Consider the following 20,653-nt stretch of genomic DNA (forward strand, 5'->3'; position numbering starts at 1 on the left):
TTTATATTGCTGTAAATCCTCCGTCTACTGATAAAACGGCTCCGGTAATCCATCGGCTCATGTCTGATGCTAAAAAAACAACGGCATTGGCGATGTCCTGCGCTTCTCCAAGTCCCATCGGGTGAAGAGCCTCCAGTCTTTTGTTGTATTCCTCATCAAAGATCGTTGACACCCCTTCCAGCATTTCTGTTTTTATAAATCCCGGGGCTATACAGTTTACTCTGATATTTTTAGATGCCATTTCAATAGATAATGATTTTGTAATTCCGTGCAGTGCAGATTTTGACATTGAATATGCCACATTCGCTGCTGAACCTACAATACCATATACGGATGAAATGTAAGTAATAGAAGGATAGTCTCCTTTATGATTTTTAACACTGCAGAAGATTTTGGAAAGCTCCAATGCAGCCAAAGTATTGATTCTTAATACTTTTTCTACAGTTTCCATTTTTAAAGTTTTCAACGGTTGCACGCAAGGAATTCCTGCCACATTGATCAGACCGTCCAGTTTACTTGTTTCCGCTACTTTTTCTTCTACAGCTTTTTTCAGTCCATTAATATCTGAAAGATCATGAACCAGTAAAACAGAAGCATTTTTACATTGCTTCTGTGTTTCTTTTAAGGCTTCTTCATTTATATCCAGTAATACCAGTTCTGCGCCCAGTGCCGATAAAGTCACTGCCGTAGTTCTGCCAATGCCGGATCCGGCACCAGTTATCAGTATATTTTTTGAAGAAAAATCCAGAAAACCGTTTACGTTAAGCATTCTGTTTAGATAAAATTAAATTGTAAAGTCCTTCAACAGTCTTAGCATCAGTAATTTCCTGATTAACAATTGAAACTCCAAATTCTTCATCTGCCATTGCGATAATTGAAAGTGTAGCTAAAGAATCCCAAGCTTCAAACCCCTCAAGGTTATCTCCTAAGTTTACTTGATCTACTTCCAAAATTTCCGACATCTGTTCTAAAAAGTTTTCCATATTATATTTTTTAAGCTTCTATTTGTTTACAAAAATTCATGTTTCCGATATTCATAACGATAGTTCCCCATGTAAGGCCTACCCCAAATCCTGAAAAGCATACATCCATACGCTCTTTCTCCAGTCTTTCTCCCAGGTTAAAAGCAGTAGCTACCGGTATGGTAACCCCACTTGAGTTTCCGTGATTTTCAACTACATTGCTGGGAAGTTTGTCTCTGCTTACTCCTATTTTGTCTGCAAGCTTCTGAAGCATGAACTTATTCGGCTGATGGAATAGAAAATAATCAATTTCGTCAGCTGTTTTACCTGCTTCTGCTAAAATTCTACCTACCTGTTCCGGCACATTGGTCTGTACAAAGTTGAATACATTATCACCCTGCATTACCAAATGGTTTTTACTTCTCTTATTACCAAAAGAATCTTCATAGAGTTCTCCGGTTTCCTGAGTAATAGGAAGTCTTGCTCCTCCTGCAGGAATATTAAGAGCCATTGCTCCTTTTCCATCCATCAGGATTTCTCCGTAAATAGGACGGTCATCAGTATCTTTTTCGACGATCGTAATCGCTGCAGCATCTCCAATCAGAGGATTACTGTTTCTGTCCAGCTTGGATACTTTCGGGCTTAAAACGTCAGCATTACAAAGCAAAACTTTATTCATAGAAGGATTGTCCAATAGCATAAATGCTTGCTGAAGACCTATGATAAAGCCCGCACATCCTTGATTGATATCCATGCATAAGACATGATTCGGGAGATCTAAATACTGGTGCAGCAGGTTACTTGTAGGCGGCATAATGTATTCAGGCGACTGCGATACAAATAAGACAGCATCAATTTCAGATTTATTTAACAAATTGTTTTCAACAAGATAATCCAGTCCTTTTACAACAAGATCATAGCTGGTGATATCTTCAGACTCTACAATACGTTTTGTATTGAATCCCATAGCCATTTTCAGCTTTAGGGATTTAGCTTCCGAAAATGAATAATGATGCATTTCATCTTCAAACTTGACAACATTTGAAGGCAAAACGGTCAGTATTCCTGATATTTTTTTATATGAAGTTTGAATTTTCATAATTATGCAGCTCCATTTTTCTTCAAAACATTTTCAATAGAATCCAATGTTTCAAAGTTTTCAGGAAGAATATCTGTTCCGTCTATTGATATTGAGAATTGCTCATCCAGGCTCGTTACCAGTGAAACCATATCAAAAGAATCCAAAAGGCCTCTGCTGATAAAATCTGTTTCCTGTGAAAAATCGAACTCTGGTCTTACACCGTTTAATATCTCAATTATTTTGTTCTTCATATTTAAGTTTTTTGTTTATAAGTACAATATTATACATTTTCTCTTCATTAAACCCAAAATGCTTATATCTTTTAATAGCATTCTCATTACTGTCAATTACCCAGAAAATTTCTCTTTTCACCTGCTCAAATTTAGTAAAAAATACGTCCATGAGCTTTGATCCTATTTTTTTACTTCTGTATTCCGGATCTACAAACCAATATCTCAGATGAGAGGTAATTCCTGCGTTTTCAAATATGATAAATCCCTGGATTCTGTAATCGTCAGAATAGTAATACACGTCTTCTTTTTCGATCATTTTCTGCAATTCTTCACGCGTAGGAATCTGCTCTGCAAATTTATTAAAATATTTAAGATAAATATTTTGCAATTCGTCCAGCTTATCCTCATAAAGCCGATGAATATTTGGTGGAAGCTCAAAATGTACCGGCTCGGGTCTCATTCTGCTCATACGCACCAAGCGGGTATATTCATGAAAATCATTATCCTGAAACTGGTCGTCAATCTCTTTAAGATAATCCTCATTACCAACAACCTCAGACACGATGATATGACTACCGTATTTTTCTTCTACGAGCTTCAGATTAGCCTGAAGGTCTTCCATATCATTGGAGATGAAAAAATATTTATAGAAGCCTTCCTGTCCCACCAAAAAGTAGAATCCATTATCTGATCTGTAGGCTACGGTTTGATGTCCATCTTTCAAAAAGCCAAGTTTTTCTTCGGAAAGAAAGAAATTAGTCCTCAAATTTTTATTTCTGAGTCTGCTTAATTCTTCTTTGACTACATCAAAGCTGAAAACTTCTACTTCTTTCATCTTAAGAGTTGATTTGATGATTAAGGAATGCTCTGTCTATTTTCCCATTGGGATTTCTAGGCATCTCTTTAAGGAAATTGTAAACAGTAGGAATCATGTATTTTGGCAACACATTCAGTATTTCCTTTCTGAAAATATTGGGTTCCACTTCTGTGTCATTTTCATAAATCAGAACAATTTCTTTGCTCTGTCTGTCATAGACACAACATGCATTCCTCACCAGTTTAAGTGTATTTACAACAATATGTTCTATCTCACCCAGCTCAATTCGGTATCCCTGGTGTTTGATAAGGGTATCTTTCCGTCCTTTGAATATAATTTCTCCTTTCTCATTCATTGAAACCACATCTCCTGTTCTGTATATGGTTTCGGGATAATGAGTGTTTAACGGATTGTTAACGAATGCTGCAGCCGTTTTTTCGGGAGCATTGTAATAGCCTAAAGCCAGGGAAGATCCTCTTACACAAAGTTCTCCTTCTTCTCCCTGCTCTGCCTTTTTATTATCTTCAGTGATGATGAGAACGTCTGTATTTCTGTATGGAAATCCTATCGGAAGTGGTTCATCATCTCTGAATTCTCTGTCTATAATGTAATACGTACAGTCTAACGTAATTTCTATCGGTCCGTATAAATTAGCAAATTTAGTTTGTGGAAGAGATTTATACCAATAGTTGAACTGTTTAGTAGGGAAAACCTCTCCTGCAAACCATACCAGCTTTAAAGAAGACAGGTCAATTGCTTTAAGAAGATCCATATTGGCAATATTCACCATGATGGTAGGAACCCAGAAGATAAAGCTTACTTTTTCTTTTTCAAGGACTTCCAATATCTTTATAGGGAATGCAGCTAAATGCTCAGGCAATACAACTAATGTACTTGAGTGTGCCATCAGCATGCATAGCTCATAACTGTAAATATCAAAAATAACAGGTGAAAGGGAACCTATAATTTCATCATCTGAGAATTTGAATATATCTTTTGAAATTTCTATAAAATCGATAAAGCTTCTATGATTCAGCGCTACACTTTTAGGAACACCTGTAGATCCCGATGTGTTGATGATACATGACATATCTGTATCGATAGAGCTGTTTTCCAGTCTATTGAACAGTACTTCCCCTTCTTTATGGTAATCAAGAGACTGACCGAAATCTAATTCGTCAATCAATATTAATTTACTTTCTTGGTAAATCCCTTCTATATTTTTTTTAAAGGCATTGGTCGTCACAATAAATTCAGGCTCTACCAGATTAAGGATTGCTGAAACCCTCTGCGAAGGACTTTTAACATCAAGATTAAGATAAGCATTACCCGAAAACATAATTCCTAAATCTGCAGTCACACAGTGAATGGATTTTGGAAGATAAACAGCAACTGGTTTGTTTAAAATATCTTTTTTTTCCAATAGTATTTTCCCCAGAAGTACCGTTCTTTCATATAAATTTTTAAAGCTGATTTTATTTTCGTTTTCTACTACAGCCGTTTTATCAGGAAATGTACTGCATGTATTGATAAAATATTCGATCAAATTCTTTTTCATAAGTAATATATTATTTACTAAATGTATACTTTTTCGCGTCCGGCTGGGTGTACACCACAATTCCTTTTTTGCCGAGTTCTATAGCTTTATGGACTACATAGTCAGCATCAAACATAGTTATATGCAAGTTTGACAGCTTATCTATTTTATATTTATTCTTATCAAAATATTTTTTTACAACACTCCAATGTGAACTTTCTGTGAAAGCATAGTAAAAATCATCTTCTTTGGTCAGATAATCTTTCACAATGATTTCTCCGTTTTGCTTTTTTATAGTAATCTGTTCATGCTTTTTAAAGAACAGATCAAAATATTCATAGTCTCTCCTTAAAATACTATCTGCACAGTGCATAACAGTCCCTACATGATGTTTACCCAATCCTAAAGAGAATACCTTTGCTTTTACTTCTGCAAGCTTATAATAGGGAGAGTTTTCATCCCAAGAACTTTCCGAATAAATATGAGATTCAGTGATATATTTAGCCAGCTTTCCGTAAGCTGCAACTGAATGATAATCCAAACTTCGTTCTACTTTTTTATAATTACGAAACACTTCCGGCAATAATCCTGCCAATGTAGGTGTCGTTTTTATGCTGAAGGTTCCTCCTTTTTTTCTAATCAATGGGTAAGATGGCATTAAAAGGGTACCTTCTTCACCTATCATATTAAGAATAAGATCTATAAAAGATTCCGGTGTTCCATCATAATTATAGAACTCATCCCAGGAGCTGTGGATAAAAATAACGTCACCTTTTTTTACACCCATAGATGTAAATTTTTCAATAAAATCCCGGGATGTAAATTTTTTCCGATAGAACATTCTATCGGATTTTCTTTTGTATTTGTTTCTAAGATGTGTTAAAGACCGTACTTTCAGTTTCGTTCTTAACAAATCATAAATTTTCTTTTTCATTGTAATTAAACTTTACCGCTTGCAAGCCTGTATGTCATGCCCATTTGTATAAGGTAGGTTATGCTTCTTCCTACAGATAATAGTAGTAATGTGTAAACGACATTGTCCTTAAAAAAAACATAGCTGATTGCCAATGAACCAAGCGTAAAAATAAGGAATAATGTCTGCCACAAAAAATCAAACTTCTGTTTTTCAGCGATCACAAACAGCCATCCTGTAGGCATTGTGATGAAACTTAACATATACATAATACATAGCACTTGAGCATATACTCCTGAGTCTTTCCATTCGCTTCCAAAAAAGAAGGCAAACAGCTCAGGAGCAAAAATGAACAGAATGATAAATGGGGGTAACGAACACGCCATTAATAAGAGGGTTGTCTTTTTATATATTCCTAAACATTCTCCATTATTTCTGAAATCTTCCGATGCCTTCTGCTTGAATACATCTTTCACTGCATTTCCGATAAATGACAAGGGTACTCCTAAAAAGCGGTCTGTAAGGGCATAAAGTCCTACTACCTTAAATCCAAATTGTGAGGTAAGATAAAAGACCACAATCTGAACAGACAAGGTGTTAATCAGCTGTCCCGGAATATTAAATTTTGCAAAATTGATATATTTGAAAAATAATCTCTTAATAATTCTTATGTCTATAGCTTTGAAAAGATGTTTGTCTTTTTTCAACATCACATAAGTTCCAGCGGTTACTGAAATAATCTGACCAAAAATCTGACCTTTTACAAGTCCTAGCGTCATCATATTCAATTTGGGCAACACTGTAGAAATCCCTGCAATAAAAGAGTTATTGACAATTTTATTTTTAACAAGTGCCTGAAAATATTTTTTTCTTACAAACCACTCATTCAACAGATTAAATATTGAAAATAAAAGTCCAGCTATAGGAATATACAACAGAAAATTATCATGATTTTCAAATTTAAATACTTTATAAATGAAATCATCAAACAGATAAATAATTAATGACATCAACAGAAAGAAAAATATACCTATCCCAAGGCAAAGAGCCAATAGATTGGCAGCTACAGAGTCTTTTTTCGGAAGGATGACAGCCATCTCATATTTCATCAGCATAAAAACCAGAAGAAAAGAGAGAACAGCAGAAAAATTGGAAAATACTCCAAAGTCTTCCGGAGTATATAGCCTAGTAAGTAAAAATGAAAAAAGGATCGGGATTACCTGTGCAAAGAAAGAACCTCCGATCATTACGACAAGGTTCTTTCTAAAATCACTGCTAAGTTTTTCTTTCAGCTGAGAAAAAAAATTACTTATTGGCATAAATTCTTTCAATAATATCCACTACTTTTAGACCTTCAAGAGCATTTGTAGTAATGGTGTTACGCCCTTTCAATACATCTACAACATTTTCTATGATATAATGATGATTAGCGGCAGAACCTTTATAAGCACCATAATCATTCCCTGGATTAGTAGGAGCCAATTCTGGCATTTCATAATCTTTAACATTACATACCTCTACTTTATCCATATACTGTCCTCCTATTTTCACAGATCCATTTTCTGCAATGATGGTCATAGAGCTTTCCAGATTTTGATTCCAGACAGACGTTGAATAATTTAATGATCCCATACCACCATTGACAAAGTCAAAGCTTATAAAACCTGAATCTTCAAAATCTGTAAGATCGTTATGGTTAAAATCAGCAAATTTCCCCTGAATATTGGTAATATCTCCAAAAAGCCAATACATAATATCAATAAAGTGAGAGAACTGGGTAAACAAGGTTCCGCCATCCAGATCTTTCTTTCCATGCCATGATTCAGGCTTGTAATATCTGTCGTCACGGTTCCAGTAACAGTTTAACTGTACCATGAATATTTTTCCAAGCTTTCCGCTTTCCACAATTTCTTTGATCCAAGCTGAAGGGGGTGAATAACGGTTTTGCATTACAGCAAATACCTGCTTATGCTTGTGAAGTGCCTGAAAAATCAGCTGTTCCGCATCCTGCTTATTAAGAGTCATCGGTTTTTCTACGACCACATGTTTTCCGGCAGCTACCACTTGGTGAGCCTGCTCAAAGTGGAAGCCATTCGGAGAAGCAATATTGATGATATCCGCTTCAATACCTGAATTAAGAAATGCATCCAGTGACGTAAAAAAAGGAACGTCATACGTTTCTATTCCTAGCAACAATCTATCTTTTACGTCAATCAGGGCTACCAGTTCACATTCCGGATTTCTTGAGATCATCTCGGCATGTCTTTTCCCGATATGCCCGCAGCCTACTACTGCAAATTTTATTTTTTCAGACATCTGTATTTTTTTTAAATTTTCGAAACTTTATTATCTTCTAATCTGTATTGTTCTCCACTTTCTTCACATACGGCAATCCCCTTGTCATCGAAATGAAGACGTTGACCGAATTCGCTCATCCATCCCATATGCCTTGCAGGATTTCCCACTACCAGGGCATAATCGGGAACTTCTTTTGTCACCACAGCTCCTGCTCCAATGAAGGCATACTGGCCTATATCGTGTCCGCATACGATCGTTGCATTGGCTCCTATAGAAGCTCCTTTTCCTACGTGTGTTTTAAGGTATTCATTTTTTCTGTTGACAGCACTTCTTGGATTGATCACATTGGTGAAAACCATGGAAGGCCCAAGAAAAACATCATCGTCACAAGTTACTCCTTCGTAGATGGATACATTATTCTGAACTTTTACGTTCATTCCCAAAACTACTTTAGGGGAAATCACTACGTTTTGTCCTATATTGCATTTTTCTCCTAAAATACAGCCAGGCATAAGGTGTGAAAAGTGCCAAATTTTACTTCCGGCTCCTATCTGACATCCTTCATCAATAACAGCTGTTTCGTGTGCGAAAAAATCCGACATATTTATTTTTTTATGAATTAAAATAATTTTTAATCTCTGAGATGATATAATCCAAAACCTCCTGGTCAAATTCTGTATGAACCGGAAGTGAAATCACCTCTGAGCATAGCTGCTCTGTGATCGGAAGACTAAATCCCTCATGTACATATTGTTGAAAAGCTTCCTGCCTGTAAAGCGGTAACGGATAATAAACCATACTCGGAATATTTTTTTCTGCAAGATATTTTTGCAGCCCGTCTCTTTTCCCGTTTTTTACTTTAAGAGTATACTGATGGAAAACGTGGGTTGAATTTTCAGATCTTTTAGGAACAGAAATTTCGGAGATACCGGCTAAATGCTCATCGTAATAATCCGCCATTTTATTTCTGGCCGCAGAATATTCATCAAGATGCGCAAGTTTAACTTTTAAAACAGCTGCCTGAATAGTATCCAGTCTGGAATTACATCCTAAAATTTTATGGTGGTATTTCTTTTCCTGCCCGTGGTTGGCAATCATTCTTATTTTTAAAGCTATTTCATCATCATTTGTCATCAGAGCGCCTCCGTCTCCGTAGCAACCCAGATTTTTTGATGGAAAGAATGATGTACATCCGATATGTCCTACAGTTCCGGTTTTTTTTACAGTTCCATCGGAAAAAGTATAGTTGGAACCGATAGCCTGAGCATTATCCTCTATCACAAAAAGACTGTGTTTCTCTGCAAATGCAAGAATTCTCTCCATATCTGCACCCTGTCCGTATAAATGAACAGGAACAATGGCTTTGGTATTAGGTGTAAGGTATTTTTCCAAGTCTTCAAGCTGAATATCAAAAGTATCTTCATTGACATCTACCATGATAGGTATCAGTCCAAGAAGTCCCATTACTTCAGCTGTGGCTACGTAAGTAAATGCTGGACAGATGATTTCGTCGCCTTGTTTCAGACCAAGAGCCATCATGGCAATCTGCAGCGCATCTGTTCCGTTGGCACAAGGAATAACATGCTTTACATTCAGGTATTTTTCAAAATCCTGCTGAAATTCTTTCACTGCGGGACCATTGATAAATGCTGTATTATTGATACAATCCTGGATACCGGCGTCTACCTCAGTCTTTATTTTTTCATATTGACCTTTAAGGTCAACCATCTGAATTTTCATATATAATGTATAGGTGTTGAATTCCGTTGCTGATGACGGAGTTTAATTTTCTATCAGTTCGCTAATTTTGTTTCCTATAGAAAGACATGATGTCGCAGCAGGGGAAGGAGCATTTCTAACGTGAATAATGTTTCCGTTTTTCACAATATCAAAATCATCAATCAATCCACCATTTCTGTCACATGCTTGAGCTCTTACTCCGGAACCACCAGGGATAAGATCACTTTCCTGTATCTCCGGCATCAATTTCTGCAATGCTTTCGTAAATGCAGATTTGGAGAGCGAGCGGTGCATTTCTCCCATTCCTGTTTTTCCGTATTTGGCGACAATCTTTCTGAAACCAGGCCACATCAAAGTCTGCATAGTCTCTTCAAAATTAAAATCAAAAAAGTTGTATCCTTCTTTTTTAAACGCTAAAACAGCATTTGGGCCGGCTTCAATATTACCATCAATCATTCTGGTAAAGTGAACGCCCAAGAATGGAAAACTTGGATCTGGAACCGGGTAAATAAGATGCTTTACCAAATGTTTTTTCTCATCCTTAATCTTATAATATTCTCCTCTGAAAGGAATAATGACCACATCGTTTTCTTTGTTGGTCATTTTTGTAAGTTTATCCGAGTACAAACCTGCACATGAAACCAATTTTCTACTTTTGAATTCAGAAGTACTGGTATTCACAATAATTTCTGAACCTGTGTTGGTAATGCTTTTAACTTCAGCGTTAAATTTAACTTCTCCGCCAAGTTCTTCAAAAAGTTCTTTAATTTTTTTAGCAATTCCTGGATAATCTATAATTCCGGTTTGCGGAACTTTTATAGCTCTGATTCCTTCACAGTGTGGTTCTATTTCTCTAAACTCATCTCTTGAAAGGTACTGAAGATTTTGAAGTCCGTTCTCAACTCCTCTATTATAGATGTTGTCCAGCAGGGGAAGTTCTTCCTTTGATGATGCCACAATAATTTTACCGCACAGATCATATTTGATTCCGTGTTTTTCGGCAAAATTGATTACAGTATTATAACCTTCGATGCAGTTTTTTGCTTTAAGGCTTCCCGGCTTGTAATATATTCCACTATGAATCACTCCGCTGTTGTGACCGGACTGGTGCAGCGCAACATCTTTTTCTTTTTCTAAAACAAGAATCTTAGAACCTGGATTCTTAAGTTTAGCCTGATACGCTGTGGCAAGACCTACAAGGCCTGCACCAACGATGATGATGTCATAGTTCATATCTGATTATAATCTTGCATCTACCAAATTTCTGTCTAAACATGCTTTGGTATCAAAAACCACTGCATTTTCTTTCTTCAATGTATTAAGATCCATTTCAAGGAATTCGTTGTGAGAAACAGCAATGACAAGAGAGTCATATTTTTTCCCCACCTGAAGAGTGTCCAGAATATCTATTCCATATTCATGCTTAACCTCTTCTTTGCTTGCCCAAGGATCATAAATATCAACATTTACACCATAATCCTTCAGTTCTTTATAGATATCCACCACTTTTGTATTTCTTACATCAGGACAGTTTTCTTTAAATGTAACCCCCAAGATAAGTGCATTTGAATCTTTGATTACACCTCCTTTAGCAATAAGAAGCTTAACCACTTTAGAAGCTACAAACTTTGCAATGGAATCATTGACACGTCTTCCTGATAAAATAACATCCGGATGATAACCCAGCTGCTCCGCTTTATGGGCTAGATAATATGGGTCTACTGAAATACAGTGTCCTCCTACTAGACCTGGCTTATATTTAAGAAAATTATATTTTGTTCCTGCAGCTTCGAGTACATCGTTAGTATCAATACCAATTCGGTCAAAAATTAAAGCAAGTTCATTCACGAAAGAAATGTTAACGTCACGCTGAGCATTCTCAATTGCTTTTGATGCTTCTGCTACTTTAAGGCTAGGTGCTTTATGTGTTCCCGCAGTAATGATTTTCTTATATAACTGGTCTACTTCTTCAGCAATTTCTTCAGTAGATCCTGAAGTTACTTTTTTCACACTAGTAAGCGTATTTACTTTATCACCAGGGTTTATTCTTTCTGGAGAATATCCTACAAAGAAGTCTTTATTAAATTGAAGTCCTGAATGCTTTTCCAGAACAGGTACACATTCTTCTTCTGTACAGCCAGGGAAAACCGTAGATTCATAAATAACAATATCACCTTTTTTAATGATCTCTCCAAGCATTTTGGATGCGGAGATAAGCGGATTTAAATCCGGAGCATTATATCTGTCAATAGGCGTCGGAACTGTCACGATAAAAACATTGGCATCAGCAATTTCAGGCAATTGACTGGTCGCTTTATAACCCAAAGTTCCATTTGATTCTTTGAATTTTTTCAAACTATTATTAAGTTTGTCAAGATCTGCCTCCAATGTAATATCTTCACCATTATTAAGCTCATCTACACGCTGTGTATTAATATCAAATCCCAATACAGGATAGTGAGGTGCAAATTCAAGAGAAAGAGGCAGCCCCACGTACCCTTGACCAATAACAGCTATTTTATATGTTTTCATCATTAGCTAAATTTATTTTTAATTTTTTCAAACCAATTATGTTCTGTGTGGTTATTATATCCATAACCATATTTGTTGCTATATCCTAAATTCTCTCGGCTAACATCATTAAGAACAAATCCAACATTCTTTATTTTATTTGCATCAATATTATTATTAGCAAATTCCATAAGTGCCTTTTCAGTATATCTGGATCTTGAAACGTAAATGGTAACATCTGCAAGCTCTGCTATTAGGAATGTATCTGTTACAAGAAGAAGTGGTGCCGTATCCAGTATAATATAATCATATTTATCTCTTAATTCTTCCAACAGGTTTTCATAGCGTCCACCGGAAAGTAATTCCGTTGGATTTGGAGGAATCATTCCAGAATAAATCACATCGAGATGTGGATTAAAAGATGATACATGAATAATATCTTCGATTTTTGTTTCGTCAGAATAAAGATATTCTGTAAGACCTATTAAGCCCTTCCTTGCCGGATTGTATCTTTGAAGTTGAGGATTTCTGATATCTGAACCTATAATAATGGCTTTTTTCTTGGGATTGGCTAATGTCAAAGCTAAATTAACTGACGCAAATGTTTTCCCTTCTCCTTTTACTGTAGAGGTTACAAATACAATATTTCCTCTGCCTTTATTTTTAGGCAACATAAAATTCATATTGGTAATAAGAATTCTGAATGCTTCAGCCATTGGAGTAATATCATTCATCTGAACAATATCTGAGTCTCCTTTTTCAAGACTAGGCAGTTCTGCTATGACAGGAGCATGTACTAATTTTTCAAGATCATGCTTACTAACCACTTTATTGTTAAATAACTGTGAAAAATAAATAATTACGAAAGGTACCAATAGGCCTAGCATGAATGAAATAATAAGAATAACATTTCTTTTTGGGGAAACAGGGAATGGTGAAGCGTAAGCAGTATCCACTACTTTAGCTTTAGGTGCATTTATAGATTGTGCAATAGCGGTTTCTTCTCTCTTTTGAAGAAGCAGAAGATACAAGTTCTCTTTAATCTGCTGTTGTCTTTCGATTCCTCTGAATATTTTTTCAATAGATGGAAGCTTTGAAATTTTTCCTGAAACTTTATTCTGTTCTCCCTGATATTCATTTCTTGCTAACTCAAGACCAACTCGATTTCTTTGTAAACTTTGTGCGATAGAATTACGCATTGTGTTAATCTGCTTAGTAACATCAATTACTGCCGGGTTTTCTACAGTCGCAGATTCTAAAAGTCTGTTTCTCTGAAGAATCAACTGGTTATAAGTTGAAATTCCTGAAATAGCATCAGGGTTACTCAATCCCACATTGGATGGAAGAACTTGGTATTGCCCTTGTCTTGAAACAAAGTTGATTAAAGCATCAGTAAGTTCAAGCTGAGCATCCAAATCAAGTTGCTTTGCTCTTGCAGCCGCAGAACTTTCCAGGTTAATTTTTGCTTCTGTTTCAAGGTCCGTAAGATTATTCTTTGATTTAAAATTTTCTTTTTGGTCTTCAACTTGCCCAAGTTCTATTGAAAGTTTTTTAATTCTTTCTTCTATAAAATCCAATGTTTTTTTTGATTCAGAATTTTTATCCGAAATAGCATCGTTATTATATGCTACCACCAAATTATTTAGAATATCCTGTGCTTTTGATACCTGAGGATATCTTAAACCAAGTTTAAGAACTGTTGCATCTTTATTGACCAAAGCAACATTAAGAGGCCCTTGAAGACTATTTACTTTTGCATCTAGGGGCGCAATATTAAGCTCCAGGTTCTCTATATCCAAACCTTTGACTGCATTTGCATTATAATTATTATTTTTAATAATTATAATATTAGCAAAAGGAAGCCCTATTGTTTTTCCATAGGTGGTTACAATTTCTTTTTTTAATTTATCTGAGCTTAAAGTAAGTTTGGTTCCTTCAATTTTCAAATTCAAAACTCCTCTTACATTACTGTTAGGCTTCTCGTTGATAATTCTAACTTCTATCGGAGAAGTTTCTTTATATAGTTCAACGCTTGAAAAACGTCCCTTTGCAATAATATTGGTTTGAAGATTCTGGTTAATGACTACTTCTCTCATTAACCGTTTTGATTTAAAAATCTCAATCTCATTAGCAACACTATTTGTTTTAAGCCCTCCAAACCCCGAAAAATCCGGAAGAGATCCCATTTCACTGCTGAATGAAGAAGAAGAACCTTTGGAATCTTTTATTAGAACGGTAGTTTGTACATCATATACAGTCACCATGAACTTTAATGAAATATAGCCTATTATGAGGGCCATAAAAGCACTAGCAATAAACCATGGCCACTTTTTAAGATATGGTTTTAGTACTTCATTGAGATTAACACTTGTATTATTTGCTTCTGAAAATTGCGAAGATTGCTGGTTATCCATCAATTTTTTTTATTTCTTATTAAATAAACTTACTACGACAGCAATGGCGGTGACACCGATAGAAACAGCTGTTAAGATAAGTCCTGTATTTGGGTTTTGTTTTGCTAAAATGTCTTTTGTATTATTAGAAGAAACAATAATTGCATCTCCCTGTTTAAGGTTAAAATAGGGTGAATTAATTAAATTGGCATCCTGTAGATTAATACGTCCATGGGTAATCACACCATTATCATTTCTGATCACTAATACATCTTCTCTTTTTCCATATGAAGTAAGATCACCAGCCATACCCAGCACATTCAAAATAGTAGCCTGACCGTTTGCTATAGTATAATCACCTTGTCTGTTGACTTCACCCAATACAGTAACCTTAAAATTGGCAAGTCTCAAATTCACAGTAGGATTAATGACATATTTTGTCATCCTATTCCTCAGCTCATCTTTGAATTCCACAAGTGTTTTGCCAGTTGTAGCTAATTTTCCTAATACAGGAAAATCTATATTTCCTTCAGCATCTACAATATATGTTGGACCTGTAATTGTTATCATTCCTTGGTTAGGCGTATTACCTCCTGCACTTGCATTGGTTTGAACAAGCTCTGATGAAGAATAATTTTGATTAAATACCCTTACCACATCCATATCTTTTGCAGTCACAAGAATAACAAGCTGATCTCCGGCCTGTATTGTATTACTGGAATTTTTAGCAGATGCTTCGATAGCTACTTTCTCGATATTCTGCATATAATTTAAATCATTATGAGCATTAGAATTAGTTTTACATGAAACTAACCAAAATACCGATAATATAGCTAATACTTTACCTTTCATCTTATTCAAATTGTACAAATATACATTTATATTTTTCTATTTATCTAAAAGTTCATAGACTGAATTGTTACTCTTAAACTCAGGAACAATCGTCTTTAAAATCTTCACCACCTCAACTTTATCTTTCAATACTGAAGCATCAGTAATCAGATTGATAAGGCTCTCTATTTCCAAGAATGCCATTGCAGGATCTTTAGAAATCATAATTTTTTCATTATGGGTTGGAAGTGTCTTTGCATTATCACTTAATAATTCTTCATAAAGTTTTTCGCCTGGCCTCAATCCCGTATAAATAATTTTTATATCAATATTGGGTTCAAATCCTGATAATTTAATCATTCTTCGGGCAAGATCCAAAATCTTAACAGGTTCTCCCATATCGAATACAAAGATCTCTCCTCCCCGCCCCATTGTACCTGCATGAAGAACAAGTTCGCAGGCTTCGGGAATTGTCATGAAGTATCTTACGATATCCGGATGTGTAATCGTCACAGGTCCCCCGGCTTCAATTTGTTTTTTAAAATGAGGGATAACCGATCCGTTTGATCCTAAAACATTACCAAACCTTGTTGTAATAAACTTTGTGGTATTTCCTTCAACGTGCTGTAAAGACTGAACGAATAGCTCAGCAGCTCTTTTAGATGCACCCATTACATTCGTAGGATTCACAGCTTTATCCGTGGAAATCATTACAAACCGGTTTACTTTATAGCGGCTTGATAGTACTGCAATATTCTTTGATCCTAAAACATTTACCCGAATTGCTTCATTAGGATTTTCTTCTACCAGCGGTACATGTTTGTAGGCTGCAGCATGATACACCATTGCAAAATTATAGGTTTGAAACAATGGTTCAATTCTATGTATACTTGAAACATCTGCCAAAACAAATTTAAACCTTATATGAGGGAATCTATCCTTCATTTCAAGTTCTACATCATACAGGGGGGTTTCAGCCTGATCCAAAACAACAATTAATGCAGGGTTAAACTGTGCTACTTGTCTTACAATTTCGCTACCTATAGAACCAGCACCACCTGTTACCAATATATTTTTATTGAAATGCCTGCTTTTTACTTCTTCACTTTCGATTTTTATGGGTTTCCTGTTCAGAAGATCTTCAATCTGGAGGTTCCGGATAGCTACTCCCAAGTCACTGTCTCTTAATTTTTGTACAGAGGGAGCTTTAAATATATTTAAGTCTTTTTCTAAAAATAAATTTACCCAAGAGTTCATTTCATCCTTGGACATCATTTCTTTAACAATAATAACCCCATCAATGATAAGATCTTCCTTAGTACCTTCCTCTATCCACCTTTTTTCATAAATTCTCTTTCCCAACAAAGAAGCTCTTTTGGAATCTGTTCGCTGGGTTAGAAAACCAACAACCTGATACGGCAGACTTGGGTTATCTAAAATAGCACGTGCAATAGCAATGGACTGCTCATCTATACCTAATACCAAAATTCTTTTCTTAAGAGAACTTCTTCTATATTCTCTAACTACATGAAAGAACTCTTTCACATATAATCTGAAAAGAAATAATCCCATGAAAGAAATGATAAAATATAATATAAGAAATGGGGTAAGTATAAATTTGCCTCCCGTCATCCAAAAATAGATAAGATTTACAAGTCCTACCACAGTCATTGTGCAAAAACACGAAATCAACAATTTGAAAAGATCTATAAACGTAGAGTGTCTTATAATTCCGGCATAGGTCTTAAAAAAATACATAAACAATGAATTGATCAAGATTATAAAAGCGAATACAACACTTTTTTCTTCATGATAAATAAACTCTTTCTGTGTAATTTTTTCTATGGTGTAAGTAGACAGAAATAAAGACATCACCAGAATAATAATATCTATTACAAGTATTATCCATCTGGGAAGATATCTTACGTCTGAGAGATTGACAACATTATCTCCTGCAAAAATTTTTTTCCTAAGAGAGTCGTACATTGTCTGTATTTGTGTTCATATTTTTATAATAAGGTATAAATCTAATTATCCATACTAAAGATAATTGATACAATCATGCAAAAATAGAATAAAATTTCATCTGTCTATTTAAAATTCAAAATAAATTGACTTATTCTTTCCATGTATGCTTATCCACCTGCGAAACTAATAATTCTATTCTACTAAGCAAAAAGCTTTGACAAAAATCATACCACAAAAAATCCAATTAAAAACAAAAATCTGCAATAAAACAAATCATTCACATTACTTAAAGTAAAAAATGTTGATTTAAATTATTTTATGTACTTATCTTTAATCAAAAAAATTATAGAATAATTAATTCCCGAATAATTGAACTTATTGATAGCTATTCAAAATTCTCACTTATTTTCTCATATTCAAAACCCCGGCTCATCAAATATTTGATGGTTTTAGATTTTTTCTGATATTCCTGTAATCCTTTTTGTCTGGAATAATAATCTTCAAATATCTTGCTGATCATTTTTTCGTAATCATCTTCGTCTATTTCATCCCAACAGCTGTTAATGAGTTTTTCAGTGATCTGTTTCTGCTTCAGATGCATTTTTATTTTATTTCTGCCCCAATGCTTAATATAGAATTTTCCTCTGATATAACTCCGCGTAAATCTTTCCTCGTTGAGATAATTTTCTTTCAACAGGTACAGGATGATCTCATCTTTTGCTTCCTCGATGAGTAGAAATTCACGCATCTTCTGTTCAACTTCTGCATGACAACGATCCTGATAAACACAATAGTTCACCAGTTTCAATTTTATTTCGTCAAAAGTGAAAGATTTTTTCTCCATAATAGATATGAAAAAGAATGGACAGGTGCCCATTCTTTTATTATACTGTTTAAATCAAATTAATAGTTGAATAAGGCTCTGCCTTCCATCAGTTCATTTACTTTCTTTCTTACTGAACCAATAACCTCTTCATTCTTGATATTGTCAACCACGTCAGAAATAAACCCTGCAATAGTGTCCATATCATTTTCTTTAAGACCTCTTGTCGTGATCGCCGCCGTACCAAGTCTGATACCGGAAGTTGTGAATGGAGACTTATCATCAAAAGGAACCATATTTTTGTTACAGGTAATATCTGCTAACACCAATGCCTTTTCTGTTTCTTTTCCGTTGACATTCTTATTTCTAAGATCCACAAGCATTAAGTGATTGTCTGTTCCTCCGCTTACAATATCAAAACCTCTGTCAATCATCGCTTTTGACAAAGCCTGTGCATTAGACTTAACCTGCTTGGCATACGTTTCAAACTGACCGTCTATCGCCTCAGCAAAAGCAACTGCCTTACCAGCAATAACGTGCTCTAATGGTCCTCCCTGGATTCCTGGGAATACAGCTCCGTCCAATACCTGGCTCATCATTTTCGTTTCCCCTTTTGGCGTTTTGTGTCCGTATGTATTTTCGAAATCTTTGCCCATCATGATCATTCCTCCTCTCGGACCTCTTAAAGTTTTGTGAGTAGTGGTAGTCACTACATGACAATGTTCGAATGGAGAATTTAGCAGTCCTTTAGCCACTAAACCTGCCGGGTGAGCGATATCTGCCCAAAGTGTAGCTCCGATTTCGTCTGCAACTTCTCTGAATTTAGCATAATCAAGATCTCTTGAATAGGCAGAGAATCCTGCAATCAGCATTTTCGGTCTTTCTCTTAAAGCGACTTCTCTCATCTGATCGTAATCAATAAGTCCGGTTTCTTTTTGAACACCGTAAGACACTACCTGATATTGGATTCCTGAAAAGTTCACTCCTGAACCATGAGTAAGATGTCCTCCCATTGAAAGATCCATCCCCATAATTTTATCTCCCGCTTTCAAAACTGCAAGATAAACGGCAGCATTAGCCTGAGATCCGGAATGCGGCTGTACATTGACATAGTCAACACCGAAAAGTTCTTTTGCTCTGTTGATGGCTAATGTTTCAACCTCATCTACGACTTCACATCCTCCGTAATATCTCTTTCCGGGATATCCTTCAGCATATTTGTTGGTCAGTACACTTCCCATTGCTTTCATCACGTTCTCAGAAACAAAGTTTTCTGATGCAATAAGCTCTAATCCATGGGATTGTCTTTGTCTTTCTTTTTCAATCAGGTCGAAAATAATGTCCATTTTACTTTTAGTTTTTGAAATTTTTCACCCCAAATGTACGGAATTTCCTGTAAGATTTCTGCATTGGAAAGCATGATTTTAGACCTGAAATTTCATAAAAAATTAAAATTCTTCTTCTACAAGTTCCTTATTGACAACCGCTCCGGTAAAATTTCCCTGAGCAACAGCAGTGGCCACAGACCTCATCATAGTCACGTTATCTCCACAGGCAAAAACACCGGGGATATTGGTCTTCTGCATAAAATCGACCTTAATAAATCCCTGTTCAGTAAGTTCACATCCCAGATCTCCTGAAACATCAATATTCTGCTGAAAGGGTACCTTGGCATACAATGCCTTTAAAGAAATTTCCTTTCCGGTTCTGAAAATAATTTTCGAAATATCTCCATTATTATGTTCAATTTTTTCCACTTCATCTTCCACTAGGCTGATATTATTTTCTGCAAGCTTAAGCTTTTGCTCGCTTGAAAGAACAGACTTTCCATTGGTCAATAAAAAAAGATCTTTTGTTAAGTTATACACCAATTTTGAAAAATCGAAGCCCATATCCCCATCTGAAAGAATCCCTGTCACCTCATTCCTTACCTCATATCCATGACAGTAGGGGCAGTGAAGTACAGAAATCCCCCAACATTCTGTAAACCCAGTAATATCAGGCATTATATCTTTCAGTCCCGATGCCAAGATCAGTTTTTTAGCATAAAATTTTTCACCTGTGGAAATTTCTGCCTCGAACTCTGCATTTATTCTTCTCAATTTAACAACAGAGCCTTCATAAAATTTAACGGTATCATAAGCCTCGACCTGCTCTCTTGCAAGTTCAGAAATTTCTTTTGGTGTTTTTCCGTCATGAGTAATAAAATTATGGGAATGAGGAGTCTGTCTGTTACAAGGTTTCCCGCTGTCAATGATCAGAGTATTCCTTAATGACCTCCCTAAAGACATTCCCGCCGATAATCCGGCATAGCTTCCTCCAATGATAATAACTTCGTAGCTTTTCATTTTTAATTGATGATTAATAGTTGCTTGTTAATTAGGTGATTAATGACTGGTATAGAAATATTCTTTCTACTTACTACCTTATCACATACACTCAATGTTTTTTGTTACGACAAAGTTAAAACAAAAAATCACTAAAGAAACAATGTTGCATTAATATTATCTATCATCATCAGTGATGAAGAGGAACTAAAAATAAAA

General features: G+C 35.4%; 19 protein-coding genes. All 19 read right to left on the minus strand.

The window, feature by feature from the left end; all coding sequences use genetic code 11:
- Position 1: 1 nt before the first annotated feature.
- On the minus strand, positions 2 to 769 hold the full coding sequence (locus IW16_RS18925; protein WP_051890477.1) for an SDR family NAD(P)-dependent oxidoreductase: 768 nt from the start codon (positions 767 to 769) through the stop codon (positions 2 to 4).
- Positions 762 to 983: an acyl carrier protein gene (locus IW16_RS18930; protein WP_034748097.1), complete on the minus strand. Its 222-nt coding sequence runs from the start codon at positions 981 to 983 to the stop codon at positions 762 to 764. The genes IW16_RS18925 and IW16_RS18930 overlap by 8 nt, the downstream gene beginning before the upstream one ends.
- 10 nt (positions 984 to 993) lie before the next feature.
- Complete coding sequence (locus tag IW16_RS18935; protein ID WP_034748099.1) at positions 994 to 2,061, minus strand: 3-oxoacyl-ACP synthase III family protein; 1,068 nt, start codon at positions 2,059 to 2,061, stop codon at positions 994 to 996.
- 2 nt (positions 2,062 to 2,063) lie between these two features.
- Positions 2,064 to 2,294, minus strand: a complete 231-nt coding sequence (locus IW16_RS18940; protein WP_034748102.1) for an acyl carrier protein — start codon at positions 2,292 to 2,294, stop codon at positions 2,064 to 2,066.
- Entirely contained in the window at positions 2,275 to 3,111 is an 837-nt protein-coding gene (locus IW16_RS25820) for a GNAT family N-acetyltransferase (protein WP_051890480.1), read from the minus strand. The genes IW16_RS18940 and IW16_RS25820 overlap by 20 nt, the downstream gene beginning before the upstream one ends.
- 1 nt (position 3,112) lies before the next feature.
- A complete protein-coding gene (locus IW16_RS18950) occupies positions 3,113 to 4,651 on the minus strand; it encodes an AMP-binding protein (protein WP_034748105.1) in 1,539 nt (512 codons plus the stop codon).
- Between the two features lie 10 nt (positions 4,652 to 4,661).
- Positions 4,662 to 5,564, minus strand: a complete 903-nt coding sequence (locus IW16_RS18955) for an AAC(3) family N-acetyltransferase (RefSeq protein ID WP_034748108.1) — start codon at positions 5,562 to 5,564, stop codon at positions 4,662 to 4,664.
- 5 nt (positions 5,565 to 5,569) lie between these two features.
- The gene (locus IW16_RS18960) at positions 5,570 to 6,862 is read right to left on the minus strand and encodes a lipopolysaccharide biosynthesis protein (RefSeq protein ID WP_034748112.1); all 1,293 of its coding nucleotides are present in this window, start codon (positions 6,860 to 6,862) and stop codon (positions 5,570 to 5,572) included.
- Positions 6,849 to 7,859, minus strand: a complete 1,011-nt coding sequence (locus tag IW16_RS18965; protein ID WP_034748115.1) for a Gfo/Idh/MocA family protein — start codon at positions 7,857 to 7,859, stop codon at positions 6,849 to 6,851. The genes IW16_RS18960 and IW16_RS18965 overlap by 14 nt, the downstream gene beginning before the upstream one ends.
- Positions 7,860 to 7,870: 11 nt before the next feature.
- Positions 7,871 to 8,443 carry an acyltransferase gene (locus tag IW16_RS18970; protein ID WP_034748118.1) on the minus strand — a complete coding sequence of 191 codons (573 nt, stop codon included), beginning with the start codon at positions 8,441 to 8,443 and terminating at the stop codon, positions 7,871 to 7,873.
- 10 nt (positions 8,444 to 8,453) lie between these two features.
- Positions 8,454 to 9,581: a DegT/DnrJ/EryC1/StrS family aminotransferase gene (locus IW16_RS18975; protein ID WP_034748121.1), complete on the minus strand. Its 1,128-nt coding sequence runs from the start codon at positions 9,579 to 9,581 to the stop codon at positions 8,454 to 8,456.
- Positions 9,582 to 9,623: 42 nt separating this feature from the next.
- Positions 9,624 to 10,814: an L-2-hydroxyglutarate oxidase gene (lhgO, locus tag IW16_RS18980; RefSeq protein WP_034748124.1), complete on the minus strand. Its 1,191-nt coding sequence runs from the start codon at positions 10,812 to 10,814 to the stop codon at positions 9,624 to 9,626.
- 6 nt (positions 10,815 to 10,820) lie between these two features.
- Positions 10,821 to 12,116, minus strand: a complete 1,296-nt coding sequence (locus IW16_RS18985) for a nucleotide sugar dehydrogenase (protein ID WP_034748127.1) — start codon at positions 12,114 to 12,116, stop codon at positions 10,821 to 10,823.
- A complete protein-coding gene (locus IW16_RS18990; protein WP_034748130.1) occupies positions 12,116 to 14,506 on the minus strand; it encodes a GumC family protein in 2,391 nt (796 codons plus the stop codon). Before IW16_RS18990 ends, IW16_RS18985 begins: the two co-directional genes overlap by 1 nt.
- Positions 14,507 to 14,515: 9 nt before the next feature.
- On the minus strand, positions 14,516 to 15,250 hold the full coding sequence (locus IW16_RS18995) for a polysaccharide biosynthesis/export family protein (RefSeq protein ID WP_223878236.1): 735 nt from the start codon (positions 15,248 to 15,250) through the stop codon (positions 14,516 to 14,518).
- Between the two features lie 123 nt (positions 15,251 to 15,373).
- Positions 15,374 to 17,302 carry a polysaccharide biosynthesis protein gene (locus IW16_RS19000; RefSeq protein ID WP_034748137.1) on the minus strand — a complete coding sequence of 643 codons (1,929 nt, stop codon included), beginning with the start codon at positions 17,300 to 17,302 and terminating at the stop codon, positions 15,374 to 15,376.
- A 367-nt stretch (positions 17,303 to 17,669) separates the two neighbouring features.
- Positions 17,670 to 18,128 (minus strand): regulatory protein RecX, encoded by a 459-nt coding sequence (locus IW16_RS19005; RefSeq protein WP_051890482.1) that lies wholly within the window; start codon positions 18,126 to 18,128, stop codon positions 17,670 to 17,672.
- 59 nt (positions 18,129 to 18,187) lie between these two features.
- Complete coding sequence (glyA, locus tag IW16_RS19010) at positions 18,188 to 19,453, minus strand: serine hydroxymethyltransferase (RefSeq protein WP_034748140.1); 1,266 nt, start codon at positions 19,451 to 19,453, stop codon at positions 18,188 to 18,190.
- A 102-nt stretch (positions 19,454 to 19,555) separates the two neighbouring features.
- Positions 19,556 to 20,455, minus strand: a complete 900-nt coding sequence (locus IW16_RS19015; RefSeq protein WP_034748142.1) for an NAD(P)/FAD-dependent oxidoreductase — start codon at positions 20,453 to 20,455, stop codon at positions 19,556 to 19,558.
- Positions 20,456 to 20,653: the final 198 nt, after the last annotated feature.

Origin of the sequence: Chryseobacterium vrystaatense, from assembly GCF_000737765.1 — a bacterium.
Lineage (GTDB): Bacteria > Bacteroidota > Bacteroidia > Flavobacteriales > Weeksellaceae > Chryseobacterium > Chryseobacterium vrystaatense.

Coding starts and splice junctions, on each gene's coding strand:
- IW16_RS18950 (WP_034748105.1), bottom strand. CDS start 4,651: ATGAAAAAGAATTTGATCGAATATTTTATCAATACATGCAGTACATTT.
- IW16_RS18975 (WP_034748121.1), bottom strand. CDS start 9,581: ATGAAAATTCAGATGGTTGACCTTAAAGGTCAATATGAAAAAATAAAG.
- IW16_RS18960 (WP_034748112.1), bottom strand. CDS start 6,862: ATGCCAATAAGTAATTTTTTTTCTCAGCTGAAAGAAAAACTTAGCAGT.
- IW16_RS18965 (WP_034748115.1), bottom strand. CDS start 7,859: ATGTCTGAAAAAATAAAATTTGCAGTAGTAGGCTGCGGGCATATCGGG.
- IW16_RS18935 (WP_034748099.1), bottom strand. CDS start 2,061: ATGAAAATTCAAACTTCATATAAAAAAATATCAGGAATACTGACCGTT.
- IW16_RS18940 (WP_034748102.1), bottom strand. CDS start 2,294: ATGAAGAACAAAATAATTGAGATATTAAACGGTGTAAGACCAGAGTTC.
- IW16_RS18995 (WP_223878236.1), bottom strand. CDS start 15,250: ATGCAGAATATCGAGAAAGTAGCTATCGAAGCATCTGCTAAAAATTCC.
- IW16_RS18930 (WP_034748097.1), bottom strand. CDS start 983: ATGGAAAACTTTTTAGAACAGATGTCGGAAATTTTGGAAGTAGATCAA.
- glyA (WP_034748140.1), bottom strand. CDS start 19,453: ATGGACATTATTTTCGACCTGATTGAAAAAGAAAGACAAAGACAATCC.
- IW16_RS18990 (WP_034748130.1), bottom strand. CDS start 14,506: ATGGATAACCAGCAATCTTCGCAATTTTCAGAAGCAAATAATACAAGT.
- IW16_RS25820 (WP_051890480.1), bottom strand. CDS start 3,111: ATGAAAGAAGTAGAAGTTTTCAGCTTTGATGTAGTCAAAGAAGAATTA.
- IW16_RS19000 (WP_034748137.1), bottom strand. CDS start 17,302: ATGTACGACTCTCTTAGGAAAAAAATTTTTGCAGGAGATAATGTTGTC.
- IW16_RS18985 (WP_034748127.1), bottom strand. CDS start 12,116: ATGATGAAAACATATAAAATAGCTGTTATTGGTCAAGGGTACGTGGGG.
- IW16_RS18970 (WP_034748118.1), bottom strand. CDS start 8,443: ATGTCGGATTTTTTCGCACACGAAACAGCTGTTATTGATGAAGGATGT.
- lhgO (WP_034748124.1), bottom strand. CDS start 10,814: ATGAACTATGACATCATCATCGTTGGTGCAGGCCTTGTAGGTCTTGCC.
- IW16_RS19015 (WP_034748142.1), bottom strand. CDS start 20,455: ATGAAAAGCTACGAAGTTATTATCATTGGAGGAAGCTATGCCGGATTA.
- IW16_RS19005 (WP_051890482.1), bottom strand. CDS start 18,128: ATGGAGAAAAAATCTTTCACTTTTGACGAAATAAAATTGAAACTGGTG.
- IW16_RS18955 (WP_034748108.1), bottom strand. CDS start 5,564: ATGAAAAAGAAAATTTATGATTTGTTAAGAACGAAACTGAAAGTACGG.
- IW16_RS18925 (WP_051890477.1), bottom strand. CDS start 769: ATGCTTAACGTAAACGGTTTTCTGGATTTTTCTTCAAAAAATATACTG.